Genomic DNA, 24,350 nt, shown 5'->3' with positions numbered 1-24,350 from the left:
TACTAAGTTGAAACACGGATAACCACCCCACCCCCGGAAACGGCGAAGCAGCGTCCCGGACGGGATACGGGCCGGGGGACCGGAGGCGACAATACATGGCTGAAAATACACCGATTCTGGAAATGCGGAACGTGGTTTCCGCATATGGGCGGATTCAGGCCCTGAAGGGCATCTCGTTGAAGGTGTTCGAGGGCGAGGTGGTCTCCATTATCGGAGCCAACGGCGCGGGCAAGTCCACGACGTTGATGACCATCTGCAACATCGTCAAGGCGGTGTCCGGCGACATCATGTACCGGGGCCGACGGATCAACGAAGTGAACTCCGACGTCCTGCCGACCATGGGGCTGTGCCAGGTGCCGGAGGGGCGGCGGATCTTTCCCCGTCTGACAGTGCTCGAAAATCTCGACATGGGCGCGTTTTTCCGCCGTGACGCCGTCGAGGTAAAGGAGGACGTGGGACGCGTCTTCGAGCTGTTCCCCAAGCTGCGCGAGCGGCGCAAGCAACTGGGCGGCACGCTGTCAGGCGGCGAACAGCAGATGCTCGCCATGGCCCGCGCGCTCATGAGCCGCCCCAAGGTCCTGCTCCTGGACGAGCCGTCCATGGGGTTGGCCCCGCTTCTGGTCAAGCAGATATTCGACATCGTCAAGATGATAAACGAGCAGGGCGTCACGGTGGTTCTGGTCGAACAGAACGCCAACCTCGCGCTCCAGGCCGCAACGCGCGGCTATGTGCTGGAGACGGGCAACGTCGTCATGGAAGACGATGCCCGGAAGCTGCTCGCGAATCCCGACATCCGCAAGGCGTACCTGGGAGAATAGGCGGGTAAAGGCGTTGCCCCGGGGCGGAGTGCTTCGGGCGGCGCGTCCGCATTATTCCCGACAGCCTGTTTCCAGCGCGGCGAAGCGCTGTCATCCTTTGCATTCAGGCTATGACACCTAAATGAAATCAGGGCGTTCCGCTATGCCGGAGCGAGCCATGGCGTACCGGCGTTCCCAAGGGCTTGGGACGGCCGCATCCGGTCGGGACGTCAATGGGCGACTCCCATTGCGTGTTGTCTTCTCATGCCTCCCTTTCCGGCCGATCGGGGGGCGCCCTCGTAGAGAGCGACGAATATTCCCCCGAGAATCAATGCTCCGCTCAGGAGTTGGGTCCTGTTGACCGGCTCGTCGATGACGAACCAGGCGATCAGCGCGCTGACCGGCGGCAGGGTGTAATAGAACAACATGGCCTTGGGCGCGCCGAGGATCTGGACGGCGGAGTTCCAGAAAAGAAAACAGAGAATCGAGGCGAGCACCGCCAGATAGATCAGGGAGACGGCCACGTCGCCGGAGATCGGCGGCAGGGTGATACGGCCCCCGGTTTCCCACAGGTACAGGGGGACGAGGTACAGGGTGCCCAGCAGGCTGATGGAGAGAAAGAGGGTCGTCTGGCTGAGCTTGTTCGCCACCTTGCTCACTGCGGTGTTGTACACGGCGGACATGCAGGTCGTGGACAGGATGAGCAGGTCGCCCGGGGTGAAATGCAGGGACAACAGCCGTCCGAGCTGCCCGCCGGTGACCAGGTAGGCCACGCCGAAACTGCTCACGGCGATGCCGAGGTACATGGAATGGCCGATGCGTTCCTTGTACAGGAACTGGGCCGTCAAAGCGGTCAGCAGGGGCGAGAGGGTCGCGATCAGCGACATGTTTAGCGTCCCCGTGGTGTGTCCGGCCATGAAGACGACCGTATCGTACAGGGAGATGCCGGTCAGCGCGAGCAGGCTCAATACTTTCCAGTGGCGGAGCACCGCCTCCCGTTCGCGCCAGAAAGCCCGCCAGCCGAAGGGCAGGAAAATCAGGGTGGCCAGAATCCATCGCAACAGGTTGATGGTGGCCGGCTGAAGTTCCTGGGCCAGTCCGCGAGCGGCCACGAAATTGCCGCTCCAGAACATGATGCCCAGCGTGATGAAGAAGTAACCCGCAGCCTGAGTGTGACGAAAAAGGCGGAAAGTCATATCCCCAATCTCCTTGAAATATAGGCCTGAGCGGACGGATGCCCGCCCAGGCCAACCTCCCCAAGGAAAACGAAAAGCCGTAATACCAGGTGGAGGATGTCGGTCCTTTCTTGATTGTGGTGAGAACGAGCTGCCGGGAGAGATTTGCCGAGCTTTCGCTTGGGCGGCAAATCCCATGTTCAGGGGCTTGAAGGAGGCATGAGAACCGCTCTTTCCTGACCCCAAAAAAGGCCGAGGCCGTCCGCGAACACAATCGCCTAATCAAAAGGCAGGCGAGACTTATGCCGACTCGATTATATCCGCAAGCATTTTTAAGGCCCTTCGGGATTTTCTTTGCGCAATGCGCCTGGCGGCATTGAGAGCAGCGGTGCTGCCGGGATTGCCCGAAAAAAATCGAACTTGGTCTCAGGTGGATGCAAGGGGTTGGAAAAGCGGATTTTCCGGATGGGAAAAGAAGGCGGCCCGGTCCGCTGATGCGGGCCGGGCCGGGCAAATAGGTTCGGGTCCCTGGTGACGTTTAGACGTAGTCGCCCCGGTTGAACTTGAACTGTTCGGCGGCGGCGAGGGTTTCCAGTTCGTCGACGATGGACTTGAGTCCGGGGTGGGTGCTCGCCAGGTCCGGTTGTCCGGCCTTGAGGCTGGCAACATCGTCGGCGATCTCGTCGAGGGTGCCGTAGGCGGATTTGAGTCCGGCCTCGGGATCGGCGAGGGCGGCGGTGTAGTCGTCCCACTTGTCGAGAATGGATTCCACCTGACCCGCGACCTGGGCACCGTCCTCGGACACGGGACGCACGTTGGCGACCGCTCCGGCGGCGAGCAGGGGGTTCACGATCGGCGGCGGCGCAATGTTCGACGCGGCGGTCGTTTCACCTCGCGCCACTTCCCGATTGAGAAAATCCCCGAAGGCCGATTCGGACTGCCCCGCCTTGTTGCGGCGTTGCAATTGTTCCGGCTGGACGCCCTCGATCTGATCAGGACGGATCTTCATACTTCAACTCCTATCCTGTGGTTTGCCTAAAATAAAGCAAGAAGCCTGCCAATGGCTGAACGTTGACAACTTGCTGTAAAGTATTATTCTTTTTTTGTGAGAGGCCCGGCAAATTCTGCCGCCGATCGTGGAAAGACGGCCTGCTTCGGATACACACTAATGTAGAAGAAAAAGGTTGTCTATCGGGAGCTGGAAAGGCATAAATGAATTAGGCAAGAATTCTTTCCTTCGCTTTAGGCGGGGAAAACAACATAAGGAGGAGAACCCATGGTCGAAATCAAGAAGATTCTGTGCGCTGTCGATTTCTCGGACTACAGCCCGATGGTCGCTGATTATGCGGGTATGATGGCCAAGAGTTCCGGGGCGGAAGTCCTGGTGCTCTATGTCGCGCCTTCCCTCAGCCAGTACGTGGGCTTCCACGTGCCGCCCAGCTCCATCGAAAGCTTCGTGGGTGAGATCGTCACCGGCGCCGAAGACACCATGAATGCCTTTGTTAAGGAAAACTTTAGCGATATCAAGGTCGAAGGGAAGGTCGTCACCGGCTATCCCGCCGAGGAGATTCTCGCCATCAGTGAAGCCGAGGGTTGCGACATGGTCGTCATGGGCACTCATGGCCGCAAGGGCATCGACCGCATCCTTTTCGGCTCCGTGGCCGAAAAGGTCGTCAAGAGCTCCAAGGCTCCGGTCCTCACCGTCCGGCCCAGCTAGTTCCTTTACGGACTGACCTAAACCATATAAAGGAACGGTCTCGACCGTTCCTTTTTTTGCGGCCTCCGGCGGCCGGGGGAAGGGGAGAGGGAAACCCTTTGAGAAAAGGGCTTTCCCTCTCCCCTTCCCCCGGACCCCCATCCTCTCTCCCGTCCTACACTTGTTGGGCGCTTCGCGGGTGAGGATATGGGAATGGAATGTCGATCGTATGACCAATCGCGTTCATACAAGTCTGCCGAAGGCACATAAAAAGTTTTGGAGAGTCCAGAGAACCTTTTTCAAAAGGTTCTCTGGCGGGTCCAGGGCGGCGCCCTGGCCGTCGGAGACGCCCGTCCGACAAGGCCACCTTTTTTTGAGGAGAGCATGATGAGGAAATTTACCGTTCGTCCGGAGATATTGGATTTCGCCCCGTATGTGCCGGGTCTGACCATCGAGCAGATTCAGGCCCGTTACGGATTGACCTCGGTCATCAAGCTGGCGAGCAACGAGAATCCGCTCGGCACGTCGCCGCTGGTGAAGAAGGCCATCGAGCGCAACGCCGCGCGGGCCTTCCGGTACCCGGAGAACCATACGCCCCGGCTGGTAGAGGCCATTGCCGCGAACGCGGGAGTGCCTGCGGAGTGCGTACTGGTGGGCAACGGATCGGACGAGATTATCGACATGCTTTTCCGCATGAAGGGCATCCCCGGCAAGTCCAATGTGGTCTGCTACGAGCACTGCTTCGCCATGTACCGCATGTGCGCCAAGCTGTGCGGGCTGGAGTACCGCGAGGTTCCGCGCGGCGAAGGGTACGAGCTGCCTCTGGACGCCATGGCCGAGGCCGCGGACGAGAACACGGCCATGGTCATCGTGACCAGCCCGGACAACCCTTCGGGGCTGGCCGCCGGGGTCGAGGACCTGAGCGTGCTTGCGGGCGTGCTGCCCAAGGATTGCCTGCTGGTGGTGGACGAGGCGTACATCGAGTTCGCCTGGCCGCCCGAGTCCTATTCTCCGGTGCAGGCCTTCGACAAGTTTGAGAATCTGGTCTGCCTGCGGACCTTTTCCAAGGCTTACGGCCTGGCTGGTATGCGGCTTGGGTACGGGATCATGCCCGCTGACCTCGCCGCGCTGCTCGCCAATGCGCGCATTCCGTTCACGGTCAACCTGCTGGCCGAGGAGGCCGGGCTGGCCGCGCTGGAGGACGAGGTGTTCTTCAACGAGACCCTGAGCGTGGTCATGCGCGGACGCGAGTATTTCACGAAGGAGCTGACCAGGCTCGGTTGCAAGGTCTGGCCGAGCCAGTCCAACTTCGTCATGTTCCGTCCGCCCATGGACGCCAAGTCGATTTTCCAGACGCTCCTGGAGCGGGGCATCATCGTCCGCCACTTGGGGAGCTTCGGCCTGGGCGACTGCATCCGCGTGAACGTGGGCACGGACGGGGAGAACCGGCAGTTCATCGAGGCGATGGGGGACATCCTCAATGGGTAGCCCGCTGATCGTGACCATCGACGGCCCGGCCGGTGTGGGTAAGTCCACCATGGCCAAGCGTCTGGCCCGGCTGCTTTCCATTCCCTACCTGGATACCGGGGCCATGTTCCGGTCCGTGGCCTGGAAGCTCGGGAAAGGAGCCTGGAATTGGTCCGAAGAGGACCTTGAGAAGGCGCTCGACGGGCTCGCGTACAGCCTCTCCGGCGTGGGTGAGGATTCGGTCTTGTCCCTGAACGGCAAACCCATCGGGAACGAGATTCGCACCGAGGAAGTGGGCATGTGGGCCTCGAACATCGCCACCCTGCCGGTGGTTCGGAACTTTTTGAAAAAGGCCCAGCAGGCGTTGGGGGAGCGGTTCTCCCTGGTCGCCGAAGGTCGCGACATGGGCACCGTTGTCTTTCCCGGCGCCCCGCACAAGTTTTTCCTGGACGCCTCCGTGGAGGAGCGCGCCCAGCGTCGCTTCCTCCAGCTTGAACGGATGGGCAAGCCCGCCGACCTCGACGAGTTGAGGGAGCAGATCGCGAAACGCGACGCTCAGGACCGCAATCGACCCGTTGCTCCGCTCAAGCCTGCGGACGACGCGATCGTCATCGACACCACGGAATTGGACCGGGACCAAGTCCTGGCCGCCTTGAAAGAAGCCGTGGCCTAGGATACACCCGATATCTAAGCCATTGAGGAGATATTTTTGCCATGCTTGATCTCAAACTGATGCAGAAGAACCCGGCCCAGGTCCGCCAGGCCCTTGAGAAACGTCATTCCAAGATAGACGTGAGCGAATTCACCGACCTGGACGACCGGCGGAAGCAACTTGTCGGCGAGGTGGAATCCCTCAAGGCCGAGAAGAACGCCGTCGGCCCCGAAATTGCCAAGCGCAAGAAGGCGGGCGAGGACGCCTCGGACCTGCTGGCCAAGATGGGCAAGGTCGCCGAGCGCACCAAGGAACTCGACAGGGATCTGGCCAAAGTGGAGAAAGCCGAGCGCGACTGGATGATGTCCGTGCCCAACATCCCCCACGAATCCGTGCCCGAGGGCGCGGGCGAGGAGGACAACCCGGTCCTGCGCTACTGGGGCGAGAAGCCGGTCATGGATTTCGAGCCCAGAGAGCATTGGGAGATAGGGACCGCCCTTGGCGGCCTGGACTTCGAGTGTGCGGCCAAGCTGGCCGGGGCCAGATTTTCCGTCAGCTTCGGCTGGTGCGCCCGGCTCGAACGCGCCCTGGCGCAGCTCATGCTGGACACCCAGACCGGCGAGCACGGCTACACCGAGGTTCTGCCTCCGTTCATAGTCAACAAGAAGACCATGACCGGCACGGGCCAGTTGCCCAAGTTCGAGGAGGACCTGTTCAAGCTCACCGACGAGCGCGAGTTCTACCTCATTCCCACGGCCGAGGTGCCGCTGACCAACATCTTTGCCGACGAGGTCATCCCCGAGGAAAAGCTGCCGGTCAAGTTCTGCGCCCAGACCCCGTGCTTCCGTTCCGAGGCCGGTTCCTACGGCAAGGACACCAAGGGGCTCATCCGCCAGCACCAGTTCTACAAGGTGGAGATGGTCAACTTCGCCCATCCGGACCACTCGTACGAGGCGCTGGAGAAGATGACCCGCTCCGCCGAGCGCATCCTGGAGCTGCTCGGACTGCACTATCGCACCATCGTCCTGTGCACCGGCGACATAGGCTTTTCCGCGGCCAAGACCTACGACATCGAGGTCTGGCTGCCCGGCCAGGGCAAGTACCGTGAGATTTCCTCCTGCTCCAACTGCGAGGACTTCCAGGCGCGCCGGGCCAACATCCGGTTCCAGCCCAAGGACTCCAAGAAGAAGCTGTATCCCCACACCCTCAACGGCTCCGGCCTGGCCGTGGGGCGTTGCCTCGTGGCCGTTCTGGAGAACTACCAGCAGGCCGACGGCTCGCTGGTCATTCCCGAGGCGTTGCGTCCCTACATGGGGGGCCTCGAAGTGGTCAAACCCGAATAAGACGTTTCACACGGTGCGCCCGGCAACAGGAAAGGCTGTCCGGGCGCAGCCTTAAAACGTCGTGGAAAGCAGCTCGTCGAACGCTGTTTCCGCATCATGGTCGGTACGGCTCCATGTCCCGGCCACTCTTCCTTCCCGCATGAGAATGACCCGGTCGGCCAGCGTTCGCGTCTGGTCCAGGCTGTGGGAGACCACCAGCATGGGCAGCGTCGGCGCGAGCCGCAGGAGCAGTTGTTCGATATGCTCCACGGACTTGTAGTCCACCGACGCCGTGGGTTCGTCGAGCAGGAGAATCTCCGGCTCCAGGGCCATGGTCCGTGCAAGGCACAGCCGTTGTTGCTGGCCGCCGGACAGGGTGCCCGCAGGCTGTTTGAGCCGGTCCTTCACCTCGTCGAGCAATCCGACGTCTTCCAGCACCCGCTCCATGACTTCACGCGCTCTGGCCCCGCCAATGCCGCGCACCAGTTTTTGCGGCAGGAGCAGGTTCCGTTCAATGGAGATGGGCAGGACGTTGGGCGACTGAAAAACCATGCCCACACGGCTGCGAAGCCGTTCCGGGTCGGTCTCGGAGGCATAGACGTCCAGCGTTTCCCCGCCCAGGCGGACGGATATGCCGCCGCTGGTTTCGCATCCCTCGAAACATTCGTTGAGTCTGTTCACGGCTCTGAGCAGTGTGGATTTCCCCGATCCCGAGCGGCCGACCAACACGGTCAGTTCGTTCGGCATGACGTCGAAGCTCACATCGGACAGGGCTTTCTTGTCCTTGAAGGAGACCGTGAGGTCCCGGATCGAAATAACCGTGTTCATCCCCGTTTCCATCGTTTCTCCATTGCGTGGTGCAGTCCGTGCGCGGCCAGGAACAGTCCCATGGTCATGGTAAGCAGCACCAGCGCCGCGCCGAATCCGTGTTGCAGTTCCTCCGGCGACTGATATTCGGCGGCCACCGTGTAGATGAAGAAAGGCAGCGCCTCATAGTTGTCGAAGAGCCCTCGCGGAAGCCCTGCGTTGGCCACGGCCCCGGTGAGCATGATGACGGCGGTGTCTTCCGCCGCCCGGCCTATGGAAAGGACCACCCCGCTCATGATTCCCCTGCCCGCGGACGGCAGCAGGATGTGGCGGATCGTCTGGCTTTTGGAGAAGCCGAGCCCGGTTCCCATGAGCCGGAGGTCTTCGGGAAGGCCGCCCAGCGAGGACTGGGTGGACTTTATCATATAGGGCAGGACCAGCAGGCCCATGCAGAATCCAGAAAGCAACAGGCCGGTGCCCGCGTCGGGAACCAGCGTGTGGCGCAGAAAGAGGATGAGCGCGAACCCGAACAGTCCCATGATGATGGAAGGCATTCCCGCCAGTAGGTTCACGCAGAAATCCAGGATGCCGGAGAGGCGGCCGCGTGGGAATTCGTTCAGGTAAATGCCGCAGAACAATCCGAGGGGGATGGCCGTGAGTGCGGCCAGCCCGGTGACGGCCAGCGTCCCGAAGCAGGCGGGCCAGATGCCGTCCCACACGGGCGCGAACCGGAATATGGCGTCCAACGGCGGGGTGTCGCCGAAAAACAGTTCCAGGCCGAGTCCGCCCCAGCCCTGCTTCAGGAGAAAGACGACGAGGCCGAACACCCCGACCACGGGCAGCAGGGCGCAGGCCCAGCAGAAGAGGGAGAAGAGGCGGTATCCGGTCTTCATCCTTTGTCCTCTTCGGGCCGTTTAAGCAGTTGCAGACCGAGATTGACCAGGGTGGTGCTCAGAAACAGGATGAGCCCGCAGGCGAAGAGGGAGAGATAGGCGAGACTCTGGCTGTCCGTCGCGACCACCAGCGCGATGTGCGCCGTCATGGCCCGGAGGGATTCGAGCAGGGAGCCGGGAACCTGCGCCGCGTTGCCCGCAAGCATGAGCGGGATCATGGTGTCGCCGAGGGCGCGCCCGAACCCGAGCACGAGGGCGGCCGCGAAGCCCCTGCCCGAGTTGGGCATGACCAGGTGGAGAAGGCGTTGCGCCGGACTCATGCCCAGGGCCGTGGCCGTAAGCTTTACCTGCGGTTCGATGAGCATGAACTGGCTGTGCAGCATGAGCACGATGGTCGGCAGGATGAGGACGGCCAGGCCCACCGCCGCCGCCAGCCAGCAAAATCCGCTTCCGCTCCGGAACGCCTCCCGCAGAAGCGGGACGAGGACGAACACGCCGACGAACCCATAGACCACGGTGGGCACGCTGGTCATGAATTTCACGAGCCGCAGCAGACACGCGGCCGGGCCGGACGGCCCCATGCCGTGCGCAAAGCAGCATATTCCGACGGATACGGGAAAGGCGAGCAGGAGCGCGGACAGGGAGAGCAGGAGCGAACCTGCGACCATGGGCAGGATGCCGAATCCGCCATGGAACGGCCGCCAGTCCCAGGACAGCAGCTTCGACAGCGTGTCGGCGTCGAGAAGCGGCAGGCTGAACCAGAGCAGAAAAAGAAGGATGGCCAGGACAGCCGCACCCGTGACGGCCGCCGAAGAGCGGCAGGCCAGGAGCCAGAGGGAACCGGCTCTTCTGTCTGCTGTGCGATACATGGACGAAAACGGGGTGAGGCGGCCCTACGCGGACCGCCTCACCCGTTCAATTGGTTAGAAAGGGATGTAGCCTGCGGCCTTGATGAACTCGACGCAGTCAGGACCGGTGATGTATTCGACAAAGCTCTTCACGATGCCCTCGGGCTCGCCCTTGGTGTTCATGTAGAGCTTGCGAACCACGGGATACTGGCCGCTCTTGGCGGCTTCCTGGTTCACCTGGACGCCGTCGAGGTCGGGGGCCTTCACGCTGCCGTCAAGATGGCCGATGGACACGTAGCCGATGGCGTTGGGGTCCTTGGATACGGCCAGCTTCATGGCGCCGTTGGAGGGGACCACGTTGGCCGAGGCCACGACGGTGCCCTTGTTCAGGAGTTTTTTCCAGTAGACCGCGCGGGTGCCGCTGGATTCATCGCGGGCGTAGACGTTGATGGCTCCGTCGTTGCCGCCCACTTCCTTCCAGTTGGTGATTTCCCCGGCGAAGATGGCCCGGACCTGATCGCCGGTCAGAGCCTGGACCGGGTTGTCGGCGTGAATCACCGTGGCGACGCCGTCCACGGCAAAGGGAAACATGACGAGGCCGTACTTGGACACTTCGGCCTCGCTGGCCTTGCGGCCGGAGTTGCCGATGTTCACGAGCCCTTCGCCCACCTTCTGGATGCCCACGCCGGAGCCGCCTCCCGCGATGGTGATCCTGATCGCCGGGTTGGCGCTCATGATCGCCTTGGCGGCGTCCTTCATGACGGGGATATGGGCCGTGCCGCCCGCGATGGAAATGGTGCCTTCCTTGCTCTTGAAGGCGTCCAGGCCGTCGGCGTTGGCGGCCTGGATGCCGAACGCGAGGCTGAACAGGGCAAGACAGAGAAAAATGGAAAGACGTTTCATTGTGCGACTCCTGCTGGCTTGAGGGAATGGGCTGACGGACAGCCGTTCTGGACAAATGGATAAAACGATAGCTTGGACGCAGAGTTGTAACAAACAAATAATGCGCATTATCGGGCCATTTGCCATTGAGAATATCTATCCTCGCCCAAGGCGGGAGCGGCTAGACCAGTCCGGACAGATCGTAGGTCTCGGCCTTATCGATCTCGACCTCGACGATGGAGCCGAGTTCCAGAGGCTCGTCGGGGGGCGCGGCCACATACGTCACGCCGTCCACTTCGGGGGCCTGAAACCACGCTCTGCCGACATACAGGCCGGGCCATTCGTCGGATTCCCGTTCGATGACCACGGGCAAGGTCTCGCCGACGTATCCGGCCATGATCTCGGCGCTGATCTCGGCCTGAATGGCCATGAGCTCGTCGCGCCGGGCCAGCTTGATCTCGTCCGGGACCTGATTGTCCATGGCCGCCGCCGGGGTGCCGTCCTCGGCCCAGTAGGGGAAAACCCCGAGATGGTGGAAGCGGGTGCGGCGGACGAAGTCCTTGAGGGTCTGGAAATGCGCCTCGGTCTCGCCGGGGTACCCCACGATGAAGGTGGTGCGCAGGGCGGCCTCGGGGAAGAAGCGGCGGACCCGTTCGATGACCTTCTCCGGGTTGCGGGCAAAGGGGCGTCCCATGGAGCCGAGCACGTCGGGGTGGGCGTGCTGAAGGGGAATGTCGAAGTAGGGCAGGAACGGCGCGCCCGTGTCGCGCAACAGGCCGAGCAGGGATTCGGTCAGCCCGGCGGGGTAAAGGTACATGATGCGCAGCCATTGCAGGGACGGGATGGCGGCCAGCCCCTTGACCAGGGCGGGCAGGTCGTTGCCCTGGCCGAGGTCCGAGCCGTAGGCCGTGGAGTCCTGGCCCACCACGATGAGTTCGGGGGCCTGGTCGGCCAGAAGCCGCGCCTCGTTCAGCAGGAAATCGACTGGCCAGCTCCGGTGCGGGCCTCGGATGGACGGGATGGTGCAGAACCGGCAGTTGTGCGAGCATCCTTCCGAAACCTTGAGGTAGGCATAGGCCGGGCCGGTGGAAAGATTGCGCGGCGTGTCGCCGGGAAGGTCGGCCCGCAGGGCGCTGGCGGCCATGGCGGGCCACTGCTCGATCTCCTCGGTGTTCAGCCACAGGTCCACTTCGGGCAGCTCGTCCTTGAGGTCCTGGCCGTAGCGCGAGACCAGACAGCCTGCCACGCAGATCAGCGGCTTGCGCCCTGTCCCTTCCATGGTGTCCGCCGCCTCGCCGACGGCGTCCAGGATAGTGGCCACGGATTCCTCGATGGCGGGCTGGATGAAGCCGCAGGTGTTGATGAGCACCAGGTCGGCGTCGGCCACGGAATCGGCCGGGACCATGTTTGAGCCGAGCGCGCCGAGCAACCGCTCGGTGTCCACCCGGTTTTTGGGGCAGCCCAGGCTGATGGTGTATGTTCTCACGGGAGTTCCTGCTGTTTTCGCCATGTCATTTCCTTTGATAACATTTCCTGAATGGGGTAATCTTGTGGCGTGGCAAAGTCCAGCCTTGGCGCGCGCCACATGAGCACAGGAATGGGGAGGAGGTCAAATGTTCGAGGGTTCCGAACTGGACGACAAGCGGTATGTCATCGGAGTGATCGGCGACATTCCCGCCCTGCTTGCCTTCTGGGAGATGTTCAAGGATCGGAGCAACGACGATATCCTCAAGGAGATCGGCGTGGTGGCCGTGGCCTTGCCCGGCGAGTCCGTGCTTCCCGAGGCGAGCGACGCGGGCCGGGTGGTCCCCACCTATGCGGGCTACAAGGCCATGCTCGGGAGTCACCCCGAGATCAACATGGTCATCGAGGCCACGGGCCGTCCGGGCCTGGTGCACGAATTGCGCAATTTCCTGCCCCCTTCCGTCACCCTGGTGGAACGCGGTGCGGCCCGCTTCTTCATCAGGCTGCTGACCTCCAATCAGATGTGGGTGGCCTGCAAGGTGGACCTGCTGCACACCCAGAACATGCTCAAGACCATTGTGGACCAGATGGACCAGGAGATTCTCTTCCTGGATCGGGACGGCATGGTGCTCGACATGAACCAGACCGTGCTGAACCGTTCCGGATTGCCCAAGAAGGTCCTGGTGGGCAGGCATTACTGCGAGATTTTCACCAGAACCGTCGAGGGGGAATGCGAGGAGTGGGAGGACCCCTTCCTCAAGACCCTGAAGACCCGCACTCCGGCCGAGACCACCACCAGCCTGGTGGGCGGCGACGGGCGGATGCAGTATTTCCGAATCTACACCAGCCCGGTCGCGGACGAGGACGGCGCAGTGAACCATGTGGTGGCCGTGCGCCGGGACATCACCCAGCGGCGGTCCATGGAGAACCGCCTGCAACAGGCCGAGCGGCTGGCCTCGGTGGGCGAGCTGTCCACCTACATGGCCCACGAAATCCGCAACCCGCTTTTTTCCATCAGCGGTTTCGCCAATTCGCTGATGCGCAGTCGGGGCGTGGACGATAAGGCGCGGGAGAAGCTGTCCATCATCCTGGACGAATCCAGGCGGCTGGACGAGGTCCTGCGCAGCCTGCTCAATTTCGCCCGGCCCACCGAGGCCGAGGTGGCCGAGGTGGACCTGAACGAGATGGTCCGTGCCGCCATGGACGTCATGCAACTGCCCTGCTCCAACCAGAGCGTGGAACCGTATATTTCCCTGGACGAGGGCATGGCAAAGGTGCACGCCAACCCGGACCTTATCAAGCAGTGTCTCATCAACCTGGTCAAGAACGCCCTTGAGGCCATGCCCGCCAGCGGCAAGCTCTACGTGACCACCTCCATGAACCACGACATGGCCATGCTCACCGTGGAGGACACCGGCACGGGCATCCCCTTGGAAATACGCGATAAGATATTCAGTCCGTTCTTCTCCACCAAGGACAAGAACGTCGGCCTCGGCCTCGCCCAGATACACAAGATCGTGGGCGAACTGGGCGGACGGGTCGATCTGACGTCCATGGAAGGGATCGGCACCAAGGTGACGCTCTTCCTGCCGCCCATCCTGGCGGTTGAAGATTCGGCCAAGTCCGCGTAGGTTCAGCCCCCTGAAGCAAACCACCTCAGGGAGATATTTTATGGACACCATCGTTCTGGCGACCAACAACAAGGGCAAGATCAGGGAGCTTTCCGTCATGCTCGAACCCTTCGGGGTGGCGGTCAAGAGTCTGGCCGAGTTTCCGGAGATCGGCGACATCCCCGAGACCGGCGAGACCTTTCTGGAGAACGCCTTCATCAAGGCGCGCGCCGTGGCCGCGATCACCGGCCTGGTGGCCGTGGCCGACGATTCCGGCATCGAGATCGATGCGCTGGACGGCCGCCCCGGCGTCTATTCCGCGCGTTTCGCGGGCGAACAGCACGACGATCACGACAATAACGAGAAGATGCTGGCCGAGTTGAAGGACGTGCCCGACGACAGGCGCACGGGCCGCTACCGTTGCGTCATGGCCGCGTCCGCTCCCAACGGCGCGGAAATCAGCGCGGACGGCGCATACGAGATCGTGGTCGGCCACGGCTACAAGGGCGCGGGCGGTTTCGGCTACGACGTCATCGTCATCGACCCCGAGTTCGGCTGCCATGTGGCCGAGCTGGACCCCGCCGTGAAGAACGGCCGTTCCCATCGCGGCAAGGCCATGAAGAAGCTGTTGGAGCAGTGGCCGGATTTTTGGGATAAGGCCCGGGCATAAACGGGCCGGACAGAAAATGCGGAAGCCCCGTCGCGAAAGCGGCGGGGTTTTTTCGTCCGCGCCGCCGGATCAGAGCGCTTCGCCGCAGGCCTGTCCCGACGCGAACGCCCAGTGCAGGTTGAACCCGCCCAGGTGGCCGGTCACGTCCAGGGTCTCGCCGATGACGAACAGGCCCGGCACATCGCGGCATTCCATGGTCTTCGAGGAGATGCGGTCCGTGGCCGCGCCGCCCACGGTGACTTCGGCCTTGGCATAGCCCTCGGTTTCGGACGGCGTGAAAGTGAAGCGGTGAATTCGCTCGCACGCTGTTTCGATCCCCGCTTTGGACAACTGGCTGACTTCGGTTCCGGCCAGGGCCGCGTCCAGAAGCAGGCCCGGCAGCCGTTTGGGCAGGATGCGGGCGAGCAGGTTGCGCAACTGCCGGTTGGAGGCGCGGTGTTCCGCGATAACGTCCTCCAGCCTCTGGCCGGGCAGAAAATCGATGGTCACGGGCTGGTGCTCGCGCCAATAGTTGGACGCCTGAAGCGCGGCCGGGCCGGATACGCCCCGGTGGGTGAAAAGCAGGGGATCGGTGAAGCGTGCGGAGCCGGTCTCGACCGTTGCGGGCAGGGCGTTGCCCGCCATCTCGGCGCACATCGGACGAAGCCGTTTCGGAAAGACCAGCGGAACCAGGCCGGGACGGGGCGGGACGAGCGCAAGCCCGAACTGTTCGGCCAGCCGGAAACCGAAGTCCGTGGCCCCGGCCTGCGGCCAGGACGGGCCGCCCAGCGCCAGGACAAGCCTGTCGCCCGTTACGGTCGAGCCGCCGACATCCACCGTGAACGGTCCCGTGCCGGAGACCTTGCCGACGTCCTGCCCGGTCAGCATGGCCGCGCCTGTGCGCGCGCAGCGGTCGAGCAGCGCGCCCGCCACCCGGCCCGCGCCTTCCAAAGTGAAGAGCTGGCCGTGGTCGCGCTCCTCGAAGCTTATTCCGTGATCGCCCAGGAACCCGACAACGTCCCACGGCGAGAGCCGGGCCAGGGCGGATTTGACGAAATGTGGGTTGGCGCAGAGGTAGTGGGCGGGCGAAACGTTCAGGTTGGTGAAGTTGCACTTGCCTCCGCCGGAAATGCGCACCTTGCGCGCGGCCTTGGTGCCGTGGTCGATCACGGCCACGTTGCGCCCCCGCGCTCCGGCGGTCATGGCGCACCACAGGCCCGAGGCCCCGGCTCCGAGAATGATGGCGTCGAATCGGCTCATGCGCCGGTTCTACGGCAAGGGGCGCGGATTGTCACCAGACCGTGTTGACAAAAAACCGGGGAGGGATATGATTTTTACAATCCGAAAAACTCTACCTTGGAGGAAGCAAATGGCAGCCAAGAAAATACTGATGCTGGTCGGCGACTTCGTCGAAGACTACGAAGCCATGGTTCCCTTTCAGATGCTCCTGATGGTCGGCCACCATGTCGACGCCGTATGCCCCGGCAAGAAGGCGGGCGAAACCGTGGCGACCGCCGTGCATGATTTCGAGGGGCACCAGACCTATTCCGAAAAACCGGGCCACAATTTCGGCATCACCGCCGCTTTCGAGGATATCCGGGCCGAGGAGTACGACGCCCTGGTCCTTCCCGGCGGACGCGCTCCTGAATACCTGCGTCTCAACCCGGACGTCATCGAATGCGTGCGCCACTTCGCCGAGGCGGGCAAGCCCATCGCGGCCATCTGCCACGGGCCGCAACTGCTCACCGCGGCAGACGTCATCCAGGGCAGGACCTGCACCGCCTATCCCGCGGTCAAACCGGACATCGACGCGGCCGGGGCCACCTGGTGCGAAGTCAACGCCACGGCCTCCAACGCCTGCGCCGACGGCAATATCGTCACTGCCCCGGCCTGGCCCGCCCATCCCGAATGGATGCGCGAGTTCCTCAAGGCGCTCGGCTCGACCATTGAACCGTAGCCATTTTTGCGGGATCGAAAACAGGCGGCCCGGGAAGTCCTTTCCGGGCCGCTGTCCCTTTCCATCCGCCGGAGTTTCTGTTATGGGCGTAGGCACAATGGTTTAAATACGTGGAGGATGCGAACATGATGGGTTTTTTCTGGTTTTTCCTGGGACTGTTCCTGACCATCGCCGCACTGGTCATGATCAAGATCAGCACCCCCAACGAGCACTAGTTTTCGCCGCACACGCGGCATGAAGGGGGAATCGGCCCGAGCCGGTTCCCCCCTCCTTTTTTTTCAGGAGACGCGATGATTATCTATTCATGGAATGTCAACGGCTACCGGGCCGTGCTCAAAAAGGACTTTCGCGACTGGCTGGACGGCTGCGGCGGGGATGTGGTCATGCTTCAGGAGACCAAGGTTCAGCCCGACCAACTCGCCGCCGAGGAGCGCGAACCCGACTCCTTTTCCAACCACTACTGGAACTGGTCCAAGAAAAAGAAGGGCTATTCCGGCGTGGCGTGCTTCGCCAATCCCGAGCCCCTGGGCTGGGACACCGGCCTGCCCGATGACCGTTTCCGCGACGAGGGCCGGGTGCTCCATCTCGAATATCCGGACTTCCACCTCTTCAACATCTATTTCCCCAACGGGCAGATGTCCGACGAGCGGCTGGACTTCAAGATGGGCTTTTACGACGCCTTCCTCGATCACGCCGAAAGCCTGCGGAAGTCCAAGCCCATCGTGGTCGGCGGCGACTTCAATACCGCCCACAGGGAAATCGACCTCAAGAATCCCAAGGCCAACAGCGAACGCTCCGGCTTCCTGCCCGAGGAACGCGCCTGGATCGACAAGTTCATCGACGCCGGATACGTGGACACCTTCCGTCTGTTCGAAGACGGCCCGCACCACTACTCCTGGTGGTCCTATCGCTTCAATGCACGCAAGAACAACGCCGGGTGGCGCATCGACTACTTCTTCGTCTCCGAGGAACTCAGGGATCGCGTCGTCCGTGCCTGGATCGAACCCGATATCCTTGGGTCCGACCATTGCCCCATCGGCGTCGAAATCGACGTGTAGGATGTCCCCGCGGCCGGGGAAAGGGGAAGGAAAACCCTTTGAAAAAAAAGGCTTTGTGCAACCAGGAACAAGGGTAACACTTCTGTTCGGGAACATAGGTAACACTTTTACTGTCCCTGTTTCGGCTCTGGGGGCCTGATCAGGCCCCCAGAGCCGTCCCTTTTCAAGACCCCAGCAGGACCGATCCGGCGTAAACATTCATATCGCGATTTTGGTTTTCCAGCAGCCCTACCGTGCAACCGCGCACCCCCTGGTTGATGTACCGCATTTTCCCGGCCCACAAGATTTCCCCGCTGCGTTTGACACGCCTGACAACGACGTCCGCATCATATTGAAAATCTGGAATGATAGGGGGACACTGCCGGACTGACCGGGCGTATCGGCTGGCGGGCACGGCCATGCCAAGCGCCTCGTGACCGCGCCGATGGTTGTAAATCCTACGCCAGGAGCGCATAAGCCGTGTCTGCTGGCGCATATTCCAGCCCTTGCGGGATTCTCGTTTCAAAGAGCGATGCATCCTTCGGAACCAGCCCTTGTAATCCACGGTCCAAACATGATTGGGATGGTCAGGGACGGTCAATTGCCCTGGCCATTGGCGGAAACAAGCGTTGCGTTTCCTCCTTTGCCGCGTCAGCCCTTCCTCTTTCAGGATGACGGCAATGGTGCAGGGAGAGGGGGCCTTAAGGCCCCTGGCACGGAATTCCCCGGCGATCTTGCGGGGACCTTGGCCGGGATTCGCCTTGCGCAGCGCGACAATGGCCTCGCGCATTTCGATGGGTGTCTTGGACACCGGCGCGGCCCTCGGCTCAGCCCGCAGAACCCGTGCGCTCCGTATTTATAGTATCTGTTCAGCCACTTGTATCCCGTCTTCCGGATGATTCCATACTTCCGGCACAGGGACACCATAGGCTCACCCCGCAGGATCGCCTCCATGACAAAATTCCATCTCGCATCCATAGGTTTCACCTCTTTCCAGGGCATGTGCACCTCCAGGCTTCCATGCCCAAAGTGTTACCCATGTTCCCGGACTAATGTGTTACCTATGTACCCGGAATGAACCTTCTTTCCCTCCCTTCCCCTAGCCCCCTATCCTCTCCTTTTCCCAAATTTTTCTGCCGCCTTCGGCGGACGTTGCATTTCGGGTTTTTCGTTTCGATATGGGATTCCGCAAGCCATCAGCCCATAGCTTGCCCTCTTCCGCCTCATCAAAGAAAATCAGGACCGGGATTTCAGCCGTCTGGATCATTTTTGAAGGCCTGAACCACCGAACAGCGATTTTTGACACACCTGGGAACACAATTCGAGCCGATGCCCGCTCCTTCCCCTGAACTCATTGATTCTAAGAAACAAAACCAACCTAACGGGCCGTTCAGCCGTCTGGAGCGTCTTTGGGAGCGCAGCCCCCAAACAGCGGCTCTCGACGTATCGAGGCTTGGGAAAGTGGGTCGAAAAATGTGCAGACGGCCCGCTATCCCAAGCTGCCGCTCCCGGATCGACGGCGCAAAAAAAGACCCCGCGCGAAATCGCGCGGGGTCTTGTTTTTTCGTCGGATGGTCCGGGACTACCAGTCGCCGCCGAACGCGTCTCCGCCAAGACCGAAATCAGCCTCGGGCTCGCCGCCGACCTCGGGTCCTGCGGCCATGCCGCCTTCCTCGGCGGCACCAGCTTCACCGGCAACACCGGCGACCACGACGCCCTGGCTCTTGACCTTTTCCACTTCGGCCATGAGGTCGTTGAGCTTCTTGGTCATCTCATCGAGCTTGTTGGAGGCCACGGAAACCTTCTGCTCACCGGCGGCGTTCTGCGCGTCGATGGTCTTGATCTTGGCTTCCATGGGACCGATCTTGTCGGCCAGTTCCTTTTTCTCGGCTTCCAGCGTCGCGACCTGGGCCTTGAGAGCGGCGTTCTCTTCCTTCAGACCGGCCAGGATGTCCAGGACGGCCTTGGCGCGAACAGCCTCGGCCTCGGGCAGAGCCTCGATCTTGACCTGGCTGCCGAGCTTGGAGATGTCGCCTTCGGCGTAAGAGGTCAGGCCGGGTTCCTGTTCATAAATCCAGGCCTTGGACAAAGCCTGCGCCACGGGGGCGACGTCGGCGTCCAGAGTTTCAGCCTGGGTGATGTAAGCCAGCATATCGAGCTGAGTCTGGTCGGCGGCCTCGCCGCGCAGAACAGACACGAAAGCGTTCATGGGGAATACCTTAGCTTCAGCCATTTGATGCCTCCTTAACTAAGTAAGCTTCTTTTTTATGTTCACCCAGGCGACTATTTGTCGGCGCCCATGGGGATGCGGCCAATCTTCTTGGCATAGGACAGGGCCACGGTACGGTAGACCAGGTGGCCCAGCTTGGACCACGGCAGGTACGCGAGCATCATGAACACGCCGATCAGATGCACGTAGTAAATCGGGTAGGCCAGCAGGCCCACGCCCAGGAGGCGGAACACCAGAGCACCGATACCAGTCAGGAAGATGGTCCAGATCAGGGCCAGCAGGTACCAGTCATACCAACTGGAGGACTGCTTGGCCTGGTCCAGGTTCACCCGGCGCTTGGTCACGGCGATGAGGCCGTAGATGCCGAGTCCGGCACCGACGAAGGCCAGGAGCTTGATCGGGGACCACAGCGGCATCGGCGTATGGCCGATGGAGGCCAGGATGTCGCCCAGGCCTTCCATGCCGATCTGGCGGAAGAACCAGCCGCCCCAATGGCCGCCGGCGACGACGCCGGTGACGATCATGAGCGCGATGAAGCCGAACATGAGACCGCGGTGGCCGATGGCGCGCCGCACGTCGAGTTCGTCGGATTCCTCGTCACTGCAATCCAGGAACTGGGTATGCTGAAGGATCTCGTATTTGACGGTGTCGATCAGGCAAGCGATGAAGCTCGGCTCATCCTTGCGGCCCACGATAAAGGTCTTGGGCTGCGAATCGAAGGCCTTGAGCATGTTCCGGACGCCCGCGTAGAAGCCCCAGAGCATGAACAGGGAGACCAGGATGAAGATCGGGTCGATGGTGTAGTCGCCGGGGAACAGGCCGCCGAAGACGACCGCGCCGTCCTCAACGGCTTTCCATGCGTGGTTGGCCGCGTCCCACTCGAAGGTGGGGAACATGGAGCCGGTGACGCTGGCCATGATGATCCAGATGATTCCGTAGATGATCGCCGGAACGGCCGCCAGAGGCAGGATGCCGCTGGAGCTGGACATCAATTTGCCGATGATCGGCAGCGGAGCCAGGTTGCGATAGGCCATGTTGCGCAGAGCGGACAACAGGTCGCCCGGCTTGGCGCCGCGGGGGCACAGGTCGGAGCAGGTGCCGCAGTTGTGACACAGCCAGATGTCGATATCATTGACCAGGCGGTCCTTGAGACCCCACTGGGCCCAGACCATCTCCTTGCGGGGATACGGGCTGTCGGCGGGGGACAGGGGACAGACCACCGAGCAGGTGGCGCACTGGTAGCACTTCTTCAGAGAGTCGCCGCCTACTGCCTGCAACTCTTTTACGAACTTAAGGTCCGGTTGTACCTTGACGGTATTTGACATGCCGTACCTCCTAGTAACCCTTGAACGGGTTGGGGCCGAAGTTGGTGGTGATGTTGTTGACGAACTCGTCGATCAGTTCAGGTACCTTGTCGTACATGTCGATGGAGATCTCGTACTGTTCGACGCGTTCAGGCTCGACACCGAGGCGTCCCAGGGACTCGGCGATGTTCTCCTTGCGGCGGTTGCACAGTTCGGAACCCTTGACGAAGTGGCACTGGTAGTCGTCGCCGTACTTGCAGCCAAGCAACATCACGCCGTCAATACCCTTGGACATGGCGTCGGCGACCCAGATGGCGTTGACCGAGCCGAGGCAGCGCACAGGCAGGAAACGAACATACGGGGACCAGGACTTGCCGCGCATGGCAGCCATATCCAGGGCCGGGTAGGCGTCGTTCTCGCAGGCCAGAACGATGATGCGGGGACCGCCCTCGTCCAGGGTGTCGGGAACCTTCACTTCCTTGATGGCCTGGCCGATCTGGCTGATGCCGTAGTTGGCGAAGCTGATGACGCGTTCCGGGCAGGCACCCATGCAGGTACCGCAACGGCGGCAACGGGTCGGGTTGGGCATCGGAGTGCCCTTCTCGTCGTCGTCCAGCGCGCCGAAGGGGCATTCCTCGGTGCAACGCTTACACTGAGTGCAGCGGGTGAAGTTGAACTCGGGGAAGCTCAGGTCGCCGGACCGGGGATGCACGGACACGCCGCGGTTGGCGGACTCGATGCATTGGATCGCCTTGAGGGCGGCACCGGCCGCATCCTCGGCAGCGAGGCCCAATCCCATGGGCTGGCGCACGCAACCGGCGGCATAGACGCCCGTGCGGCGGGTTTCATACGGGAAGCAGATGTAGTTGGAATCCGCGAATCCGTCGAACAGTTCGAGGTCCGGGAAGGCCGGGCCCTGCCGGTAGACGAAGTTCATGGTCGGGTTGGCGGCGGTGGTCGGGACGATGGCGGTGGGAACCACGACCATGTCGGCAACCAGCTCGACGTCCTGGCCGATCAAGGTGTCTTTGGCCTTGACGATCACGGCGGAACCGGCCTCGGCGACTCCGGTGACGGTGCCCTTGGTCAGCATGACACCCGGATCGTCCTGAGCGGCCTGGTAGTATTTCTCGTTGATGCCGGGAACCATCATGTGATCGTAGATCACGTAGGCCACGGCGTCGGGGGCGAGCTCGCGAACGTAGTTGGCGTGCTTCAACGCCACCAGGGAGGTCAGCTCGGAAGAGTATGCCAGGTGCTTGGCGGATTCCTTGTCTTCGTAGACGAAGTCTTCGCAAGCGCCCTCATCGGTGTTCTCGTCGCAGGGCAGCTCTTCCTCGCAGGCTTCGCCGCAGGGACCGTAGGAGACATCCTTGGTCAGCAGGGAGGTGTCCACGATGAAGGCCACGGAGGACGGGGTCCGGCCGTCGGCGGTCTTGATGCCGCCGTTGGCGGCCATGGCCTCGAACTCGGCGGCGGTGACCACGTTCTTGATGGAGCCGTAACCGAGCGGAGCCAGGAACTCGCCCTTGCCGGGAACCCAGCCGGTGGCCATGACGACCGCGCCGATCTCGTATTCCTTGCCGGCGATGGTGGCCTTGTACTGGGCCGGAGCGCCGGCCAGGGAATCCAGGGTGGCACCGGTGATGACGGATATCTTGTCGTTGCTCTCGACCTTGGCGATCAGTTCATCGATATGAATCTGCTGCTCGCGCTGGGAATAAGGTGCGCCCAGCGGGAAGGACTTGTACATGGTCGCGGCCTTGCCGCCCAGCTTGTCGGCCTTCTCGACCAGAACCACCTCGTACCCCAGGCTGGCGGCGTTGAGCGCCGCGTTCAGGCCGGTGAAACCGCCGCCGACGACCAGCACGGTCTTGTAGGCGTCGGGCAGTTCGGGCTGGGGAATCCGGCTGTTTATCAGCTTGGTGACTCCCATATTGCAATAGTCTTTGGCGATGACTTCCATCTGGCCGGGGAACTTCGGATCTTCCTCGTAGGACCAGACGCAGTGTTCGCGCAGGTTGACGCGCTCCACCTGAACGGCGTCGCCGAACTTGAACACGTCCCACTTGGCGCGGGGCGAACAGGCGCAGCAGACCACGCCGTCCAGTCCGTGTTCAGCTATGTCGGCCTCAATCATGGCCTTGCCCTCGGGGCTGCACAGCACCGGATTGGACTTGGCCGCGACAACGGCGGAGGAGTGTTTGCCGTTGGCGCAGAACTGAGCCAGTCCTTCGACATCGAGATTGGCCCCGATGTCGCAGCCTCCACAAATATATACTCCAAGCTTTTCAGCCATTGGTTACCTCCCTACCACGGTTTGAATCGCCTTCATCGCGGCAGCGGTGCCGGACTGGGCGGTCTTCATGACGTCGAGCGGCTGCTTGGCGCAACCGGCGGCGATGATGCCCTCGCCGTCGATGACAAAACCGTCACCGTCGATCGATCCGGCCGGGACGCGCAGTCCGGCGCAGCTGGGCTGCATACCGGTGGCGAGCACTACCATGTCGTACTTTTCGTCGGTCTTGATGCCGGTCAGCGCGTTTTCCACGGTGACGATGGGGTTGCCGTCGCGGTCTTCGACAATGGCGGCCACCTTGCCCTTGACCAGGCTAAGCTTGTCGTCAGCCTCGGTGAGGGTCTTGAACTTGTCGTAGCGGCCGGGGGTGCGCAGGTCGATGTAGTAGATCGTTGCGCTCGCGTCGGAACGCTCCCGGACATAGCGGACGTGCTTGAGGGAAGCCATGCAGCAAATGTACGAACAGTAGTTCAGGTGATTCTGGTCACGGGAACCGGCACACTGCACGAAGGCGATCTTCTGCGGCTCGGCTCCATCGGAGGGACGCTTGATCTTGCCGACGGTCGGGCCGTTGGGAGCGCACATACGCTCGAACTGCATGTTGGTGACAACGTTCTTCAGCTTGCCCCCGCCCAGGTTGGTCAGGTTGGCGACGTCATAAGGCTTCCAGCCGGTGGCCACGACGATGGCGCCGACGGCCAGGTCGATGGTCTTGGGCGCGTCGTCGAGATCGACGGCGTCATACGGGCAGGCGTTCTTGATGGCGGCCAGCTCGGTCTCGGACGCGTTCTCGGCGTCCACGACGTAACGCATGGGGAACATGAAAGGATGGGTCTTGTACGCCAGGCCGCGGGTCCCGGTGCCGAAATCGAACTCCGAGCTGACCATGCTTTTGGTGGCCTTCTCGCAATCGCCGCAGGCGGTACATTTTTCGTTCACGTAGCGGGGCCGCTGCGTGATCTGCACGTCGTAGTTGCCGGCCGAGCCGGAAACGGACGTGACGTCGGCCATGGTGATGACCTTGACGTTGGGGTTATTTTTTATGCGCTGGAACTGAATCTCAAGACCACAGGAAGGAGGGCACAGCTTGGGGAAATACTGATTCAGCTGCGCTACCCGTCCGCCCAGGTAGGGATTGGTTTCAACGATGTACACCTCGTAGCCGATTTCGGCGGCTTCGAGGGCGGCGGTGATTCCTGCGAACCCTCCGCCTACTACGAGAATACTATTATTCGACATTCTCTTAACTCCTCCCGAATAA

21 protein-coding genes and 2 pseudogenes are annotated in these 24,350 nt (G+C 62.0%); 9 read left to right on the top strand and 14 right to left on the bottom strand.

Annotated features, from left to right (window positions below):
- Positions 1-95 precede the first annotated feature (95 nt).
- Positions 96-818, top strand: coding sequence for an ABC transporter ATP-binding protein (locus LF599_RS18005; RefSeq protein ID WP_269940346.1), 723 nt, complete (start codon positions 96-98; stop codon positions 816-818).
- A 209-nt stretch (positions 819-1,027) separates the two neighbouring features.
- Here the strand turns inward: LF599_RS18005 and LF599_RS18000 are convergent, their stop codons facing one another.
- Together LF599_RS18000 and LF599_RS17995 are read right to left on the bottom strand one after the other, a co-directional pair.
- Complete coding sequence (locus tag LF599_RS18000; protein WP_279521774.1) at positions 1,028-1,993, bottom strand: DMT family transporter; 966 nt, start codon at positions 1,991-1,993, stop codon at positions 1,028-1,030.
- A gap of 517 nt (positions 1,994-2,510) precedes the next feature.
- On the bottom strand, positions 2,511-2,981 hold the full coding sequence (locus LF599_RS17995; protein WP_279521773.1) for a hypothetical protein: 471 nt from the start codon (positions 2,979-2,981) through the stop codon (positions 2,511-2,513).
- A gap of 267 nt (positions 2,982-3,248) precedes the next feature.
- Here LF599_RS17995 and LF599_RS17990 point away from each other — a divergent pair, with 267 nt between their 5' ends.
- The 4 genes from LF599_RS17990 (at position 3,249) to serS (ending at position 7,130) form a co-directional block, all read left to right on the top strand.
- Positions 3,249-3,689, top strand: coding sequence for a universal stress protein (locus LF599_RS17990; protein WP_269940351.1), 441 nt, complete (start codon positions 3,249-3,251; stop codon positions 3,687-3,689).
- A gap of 366 nt (positions 3,690-4,055) precedes the next feature.
- Positions 4,056-5,156: a histidinol-phosphate transaminase gene (hisC, locus tag LF599_RS17985; RefSeq protein WP_279523122.1), complete on the top strand. Its 1,101-nt coding sequence runs from the start codon at positions 4,056-4,058 to the stop codon at positions 5,154-5,156.
- Positions 5,149-5,808 (top strand): (d)CMP kinase, encoded by a 660-nt coding sequence (gene cmk, locus LF599_RS17980; RefSeq protein WP_279521772.1) that lies wholly within the window; start codon positions 5,149-5,151, stop codon positions 5,806-5,808. Before hisC ends, cmk begins: the two co-directional genes overlap by 8 nt.
- A gap of 41 nt (positions 5,809-5,849) precedes the next feature.
- A complete protein-coding gene (gene serS / locus LF599_RS17975) occupies positions 5,850-7,130 on the top strand; it encodes a serine--tRNA ligase (RefSeq protein WP_279521771.1) in 1,281 nt (426 codons plus the stop codon).
- A 51-nt stretch (positions 7,131-7,181) separates the two neighbouring features.
- On the opposite strand, the gene LF599_RS17970 is transcribed toward serS, so the two are convergent.
- The 5 genes from LF599_RS17970 to rimO form a co-directional block, all read right to left on the bottom strand.
- The gene (locus LF599_RS17970; protein ID WP_269940353.1) at positions 7,182-7,937 is read right to left on the bottom strand and encodes a phosphate ABC transporter ATP-binding protein; all 756 of its coding nucleotides are present in this window, start codon (positions 7,935-7,937) and stop codon (positions 7,182-7,184) included.
- Positions 7,934-8,809, bottom strand: a complete 876-nt coding sequence (pstA, locus tag LF599_RS17965; protein WP_279521770.1) for a phosphate ABC transporter permease PstA — start codon at positions 8,807-8,809, stop codon at positions 7,934-7,936. Before pstA ends, LF599_RS17970 begins: the two co-directional genes overlap by 4 nt.
- A complete protein-coding gene (locus LF599_RS17960; RefSeq protein WP_279521769.1) occupies positions 8,806-9,678 on the bottom strand; it encodes a PstC family ABC transporter permease in 873 nt (290 codons plus the stop codon). The genes pstA and LF599_RS17960 overlap by 4 nt, the downstream gene beginning before the upstream one ends.
- Positions 9,679-9,732: 54 nt before the next feature.
- A complete protein-coding gene (locus tag LF599_RS17955) occupies positions 9,733-10,560 on the bottom strand; it encodes a phosphate ABC transporter substrate-binding protein (RefSeq protein ID WP_279521768.1) in 828 nt (275 codons plus the stop codon).
- A 160-nt stretch (positions 10,561-10,720) separates the two neighbouring features.
- Complete coding sequence (gene rimO, locus LF599_RS17950) at positions 10,721-12,049, bottom strand: 30S ribosomal protein S12 methylthiotransferase RimO (RefSeq protein ID WP_279521767.1); 1,329 nt, start codon at positions 12,047-12,049, stop codon at positions 10,721-10,723.
- 103 nt (positions 12,050-12,152) lie between these two features.
- On the opposite strand from rimO, the gene LF599_RS17945 reads away from it, so the two are divergent.
- Positions 12,153-13,634: a two-component system sensor histidine kinase NtrB gene (locus LF599_RS17945; RefSeq protein ID WP_279521766.1), complete on the top strand. Its 1,482-nt coding sequence runs from the start codon at positions 12,153-12,155 to the stop codon at positions 13,632-13,634.
- A 40-nt stretch (positions 13,635-13,674) separates the two neighbouring features.
- A complete protein-coding gene (gene rdgB, locus LF599_RS17940; protein WP_279521765.1) occupies positions 13,675-14,283 on the top strand; it encodes an RdgB/HAM1 family non-canonical purine NTP pyrophosphatase in 609 nt (202 codons plus the stop codon).
- A 69-nt stretch (positions 14,284-14,352) separates the two neighbouring features.
- Here rdgB and LF599_RS17935 read toward each other — a convergent pair whose 3' ends face one another.
- A complete protein-coding gene (locus LF599_RS17935) occupies positions 14,353-15,522 on the bottom strand; it encodes a BaiN/RdsA family NAD(P)/FAD-dependent oxidoreductase (RefSeq protein WP_279521764.1) in 1,170 nt (389 codons plus the stop codon).
- Between the two features lie 109 nt (positions 15,523-15,631).
- Between LF599_RS17935 and LF599_RS17930 the strand changes: the two genes are divergently transcribed.
- Together LF599_RS17930 and LF599_RS17925 are read left to right on the top strand one after the other, a co-directional pair.
- Positions 15,632-16,219: a DJ-1/PfpI family protein gene (locus tag LF599_RS17930; RefSeq protein WP_279521763.1), complete on the top strand. Its 588-nt coding sequence runs from the start codon at positions 15,632-15,634 to the stop codon at positions 16,217-16,219.
- Positions 16,220-16,509: 290 nt separating this feature from the next.
- The gene (locus tag LF599_RS17925; protein WP_279521762.1) at positions 16,510-17,277 is read left to right on the top strand and encodes an exodeoxyribonuclease III; all 768 of its coding nucleotides are present in this window, start codon (positions 16,510-16,512) and stop codon (positions 17,275-17,277) included.
- Between the two features lie 163 nt (positions 17,278-17,440).
- On the opposite strand, the gene LF599_RS17920 is transcribed toward LF599_RS17925, so the two are convergent.
- From LF599_RS17920 to LF599_RS17900, 6 genes and pseudogenes are all read right to left on the bottom strand, one after another.
- The gene (locus tag LF599_RS17920) at positions 17,441-18,067 is read right to left on the bottom strand and encodes an integrase core domain-containing protein (RefSeq protein WP_279521761.1); all 627 of its coding nucleotides are present in this window, start codon (positions 18,065-18,067) and stop codon (positions 17,441-17,443) included.
- A 14-nt stretch (positions 18,068-18,081) separates the two neighbouring features.
- Positions 18,082-18,210, bottom strand: a pseudogene (locus LF599_RS18365) (helix-turn-helix domain-containing protein); the annotation flags it as partial.
- Between the two features lie 628 nt (positions 18,211-18,838).
- Positions 18,839-19,489: a hypothetical protein gene (locus LF599_RS17915; RefSeq protein WP_279521760.1), complete on the bottom strand. Its 651-nt coding sequence runs from the start codon at positions 19,487-19,489 to the stop codon at positions 18,839-18,841.
- Positions 19,490-19,539: 50 nt separating this feature from the next.
- Positions 19,540-20,811, bottom strand: a complete 1,272-nt coding sequence (gene qmoC, locus LF599_RS17910; RefSeq protein WP_269940365.1) for a quinone-interacting membrane-bound oxidoreductase complex subunit QmoC — start codon at positions 20,809-20,811, stop codon at positions 19,540-19,542.
- A 10-nt stretch (positions 20,812-20,821) separates the two neighbouring features.
- Positions 20,822-23,089, bottom strand: a complete 2,268-nt coding sequence (locus LF599_RS17905; protein WP_269940366.1) for an FAD-dependent oxidoreductase — start codon at positions 23,087-23,089, stop codon at positions 20,822-20,824.
- 3 nt (positions 23,090-23,092) lie between these two features.
- Positions 23,093-24,334, bottom strand: a pseudogene (locus LF599_RS17900) (CoB--CoM heterodisulfide reductase iron-sulfur subunit A family protein); the annotation flags it as partial.
- Positions 24,335-24,350 lie beyond the last annotated feature (16 nt).

It is taken from the genome of Pseudodesulfovibrio thermohalotolerans (genome assembly GCF_021353295.2).
GTDB lineage: Bacteria > Desulfobacterota > Desulfovibrionia > Desulfovibrionales > Desulfovibrionaceae > Pseudodesulfovibrio > Pseudodesulfovibrio thermohalotolerans.
Note: the sequence above shows the minus strand (reverse complement) of the source record. Positions and strands in the feature narration are given on the sequence as shown.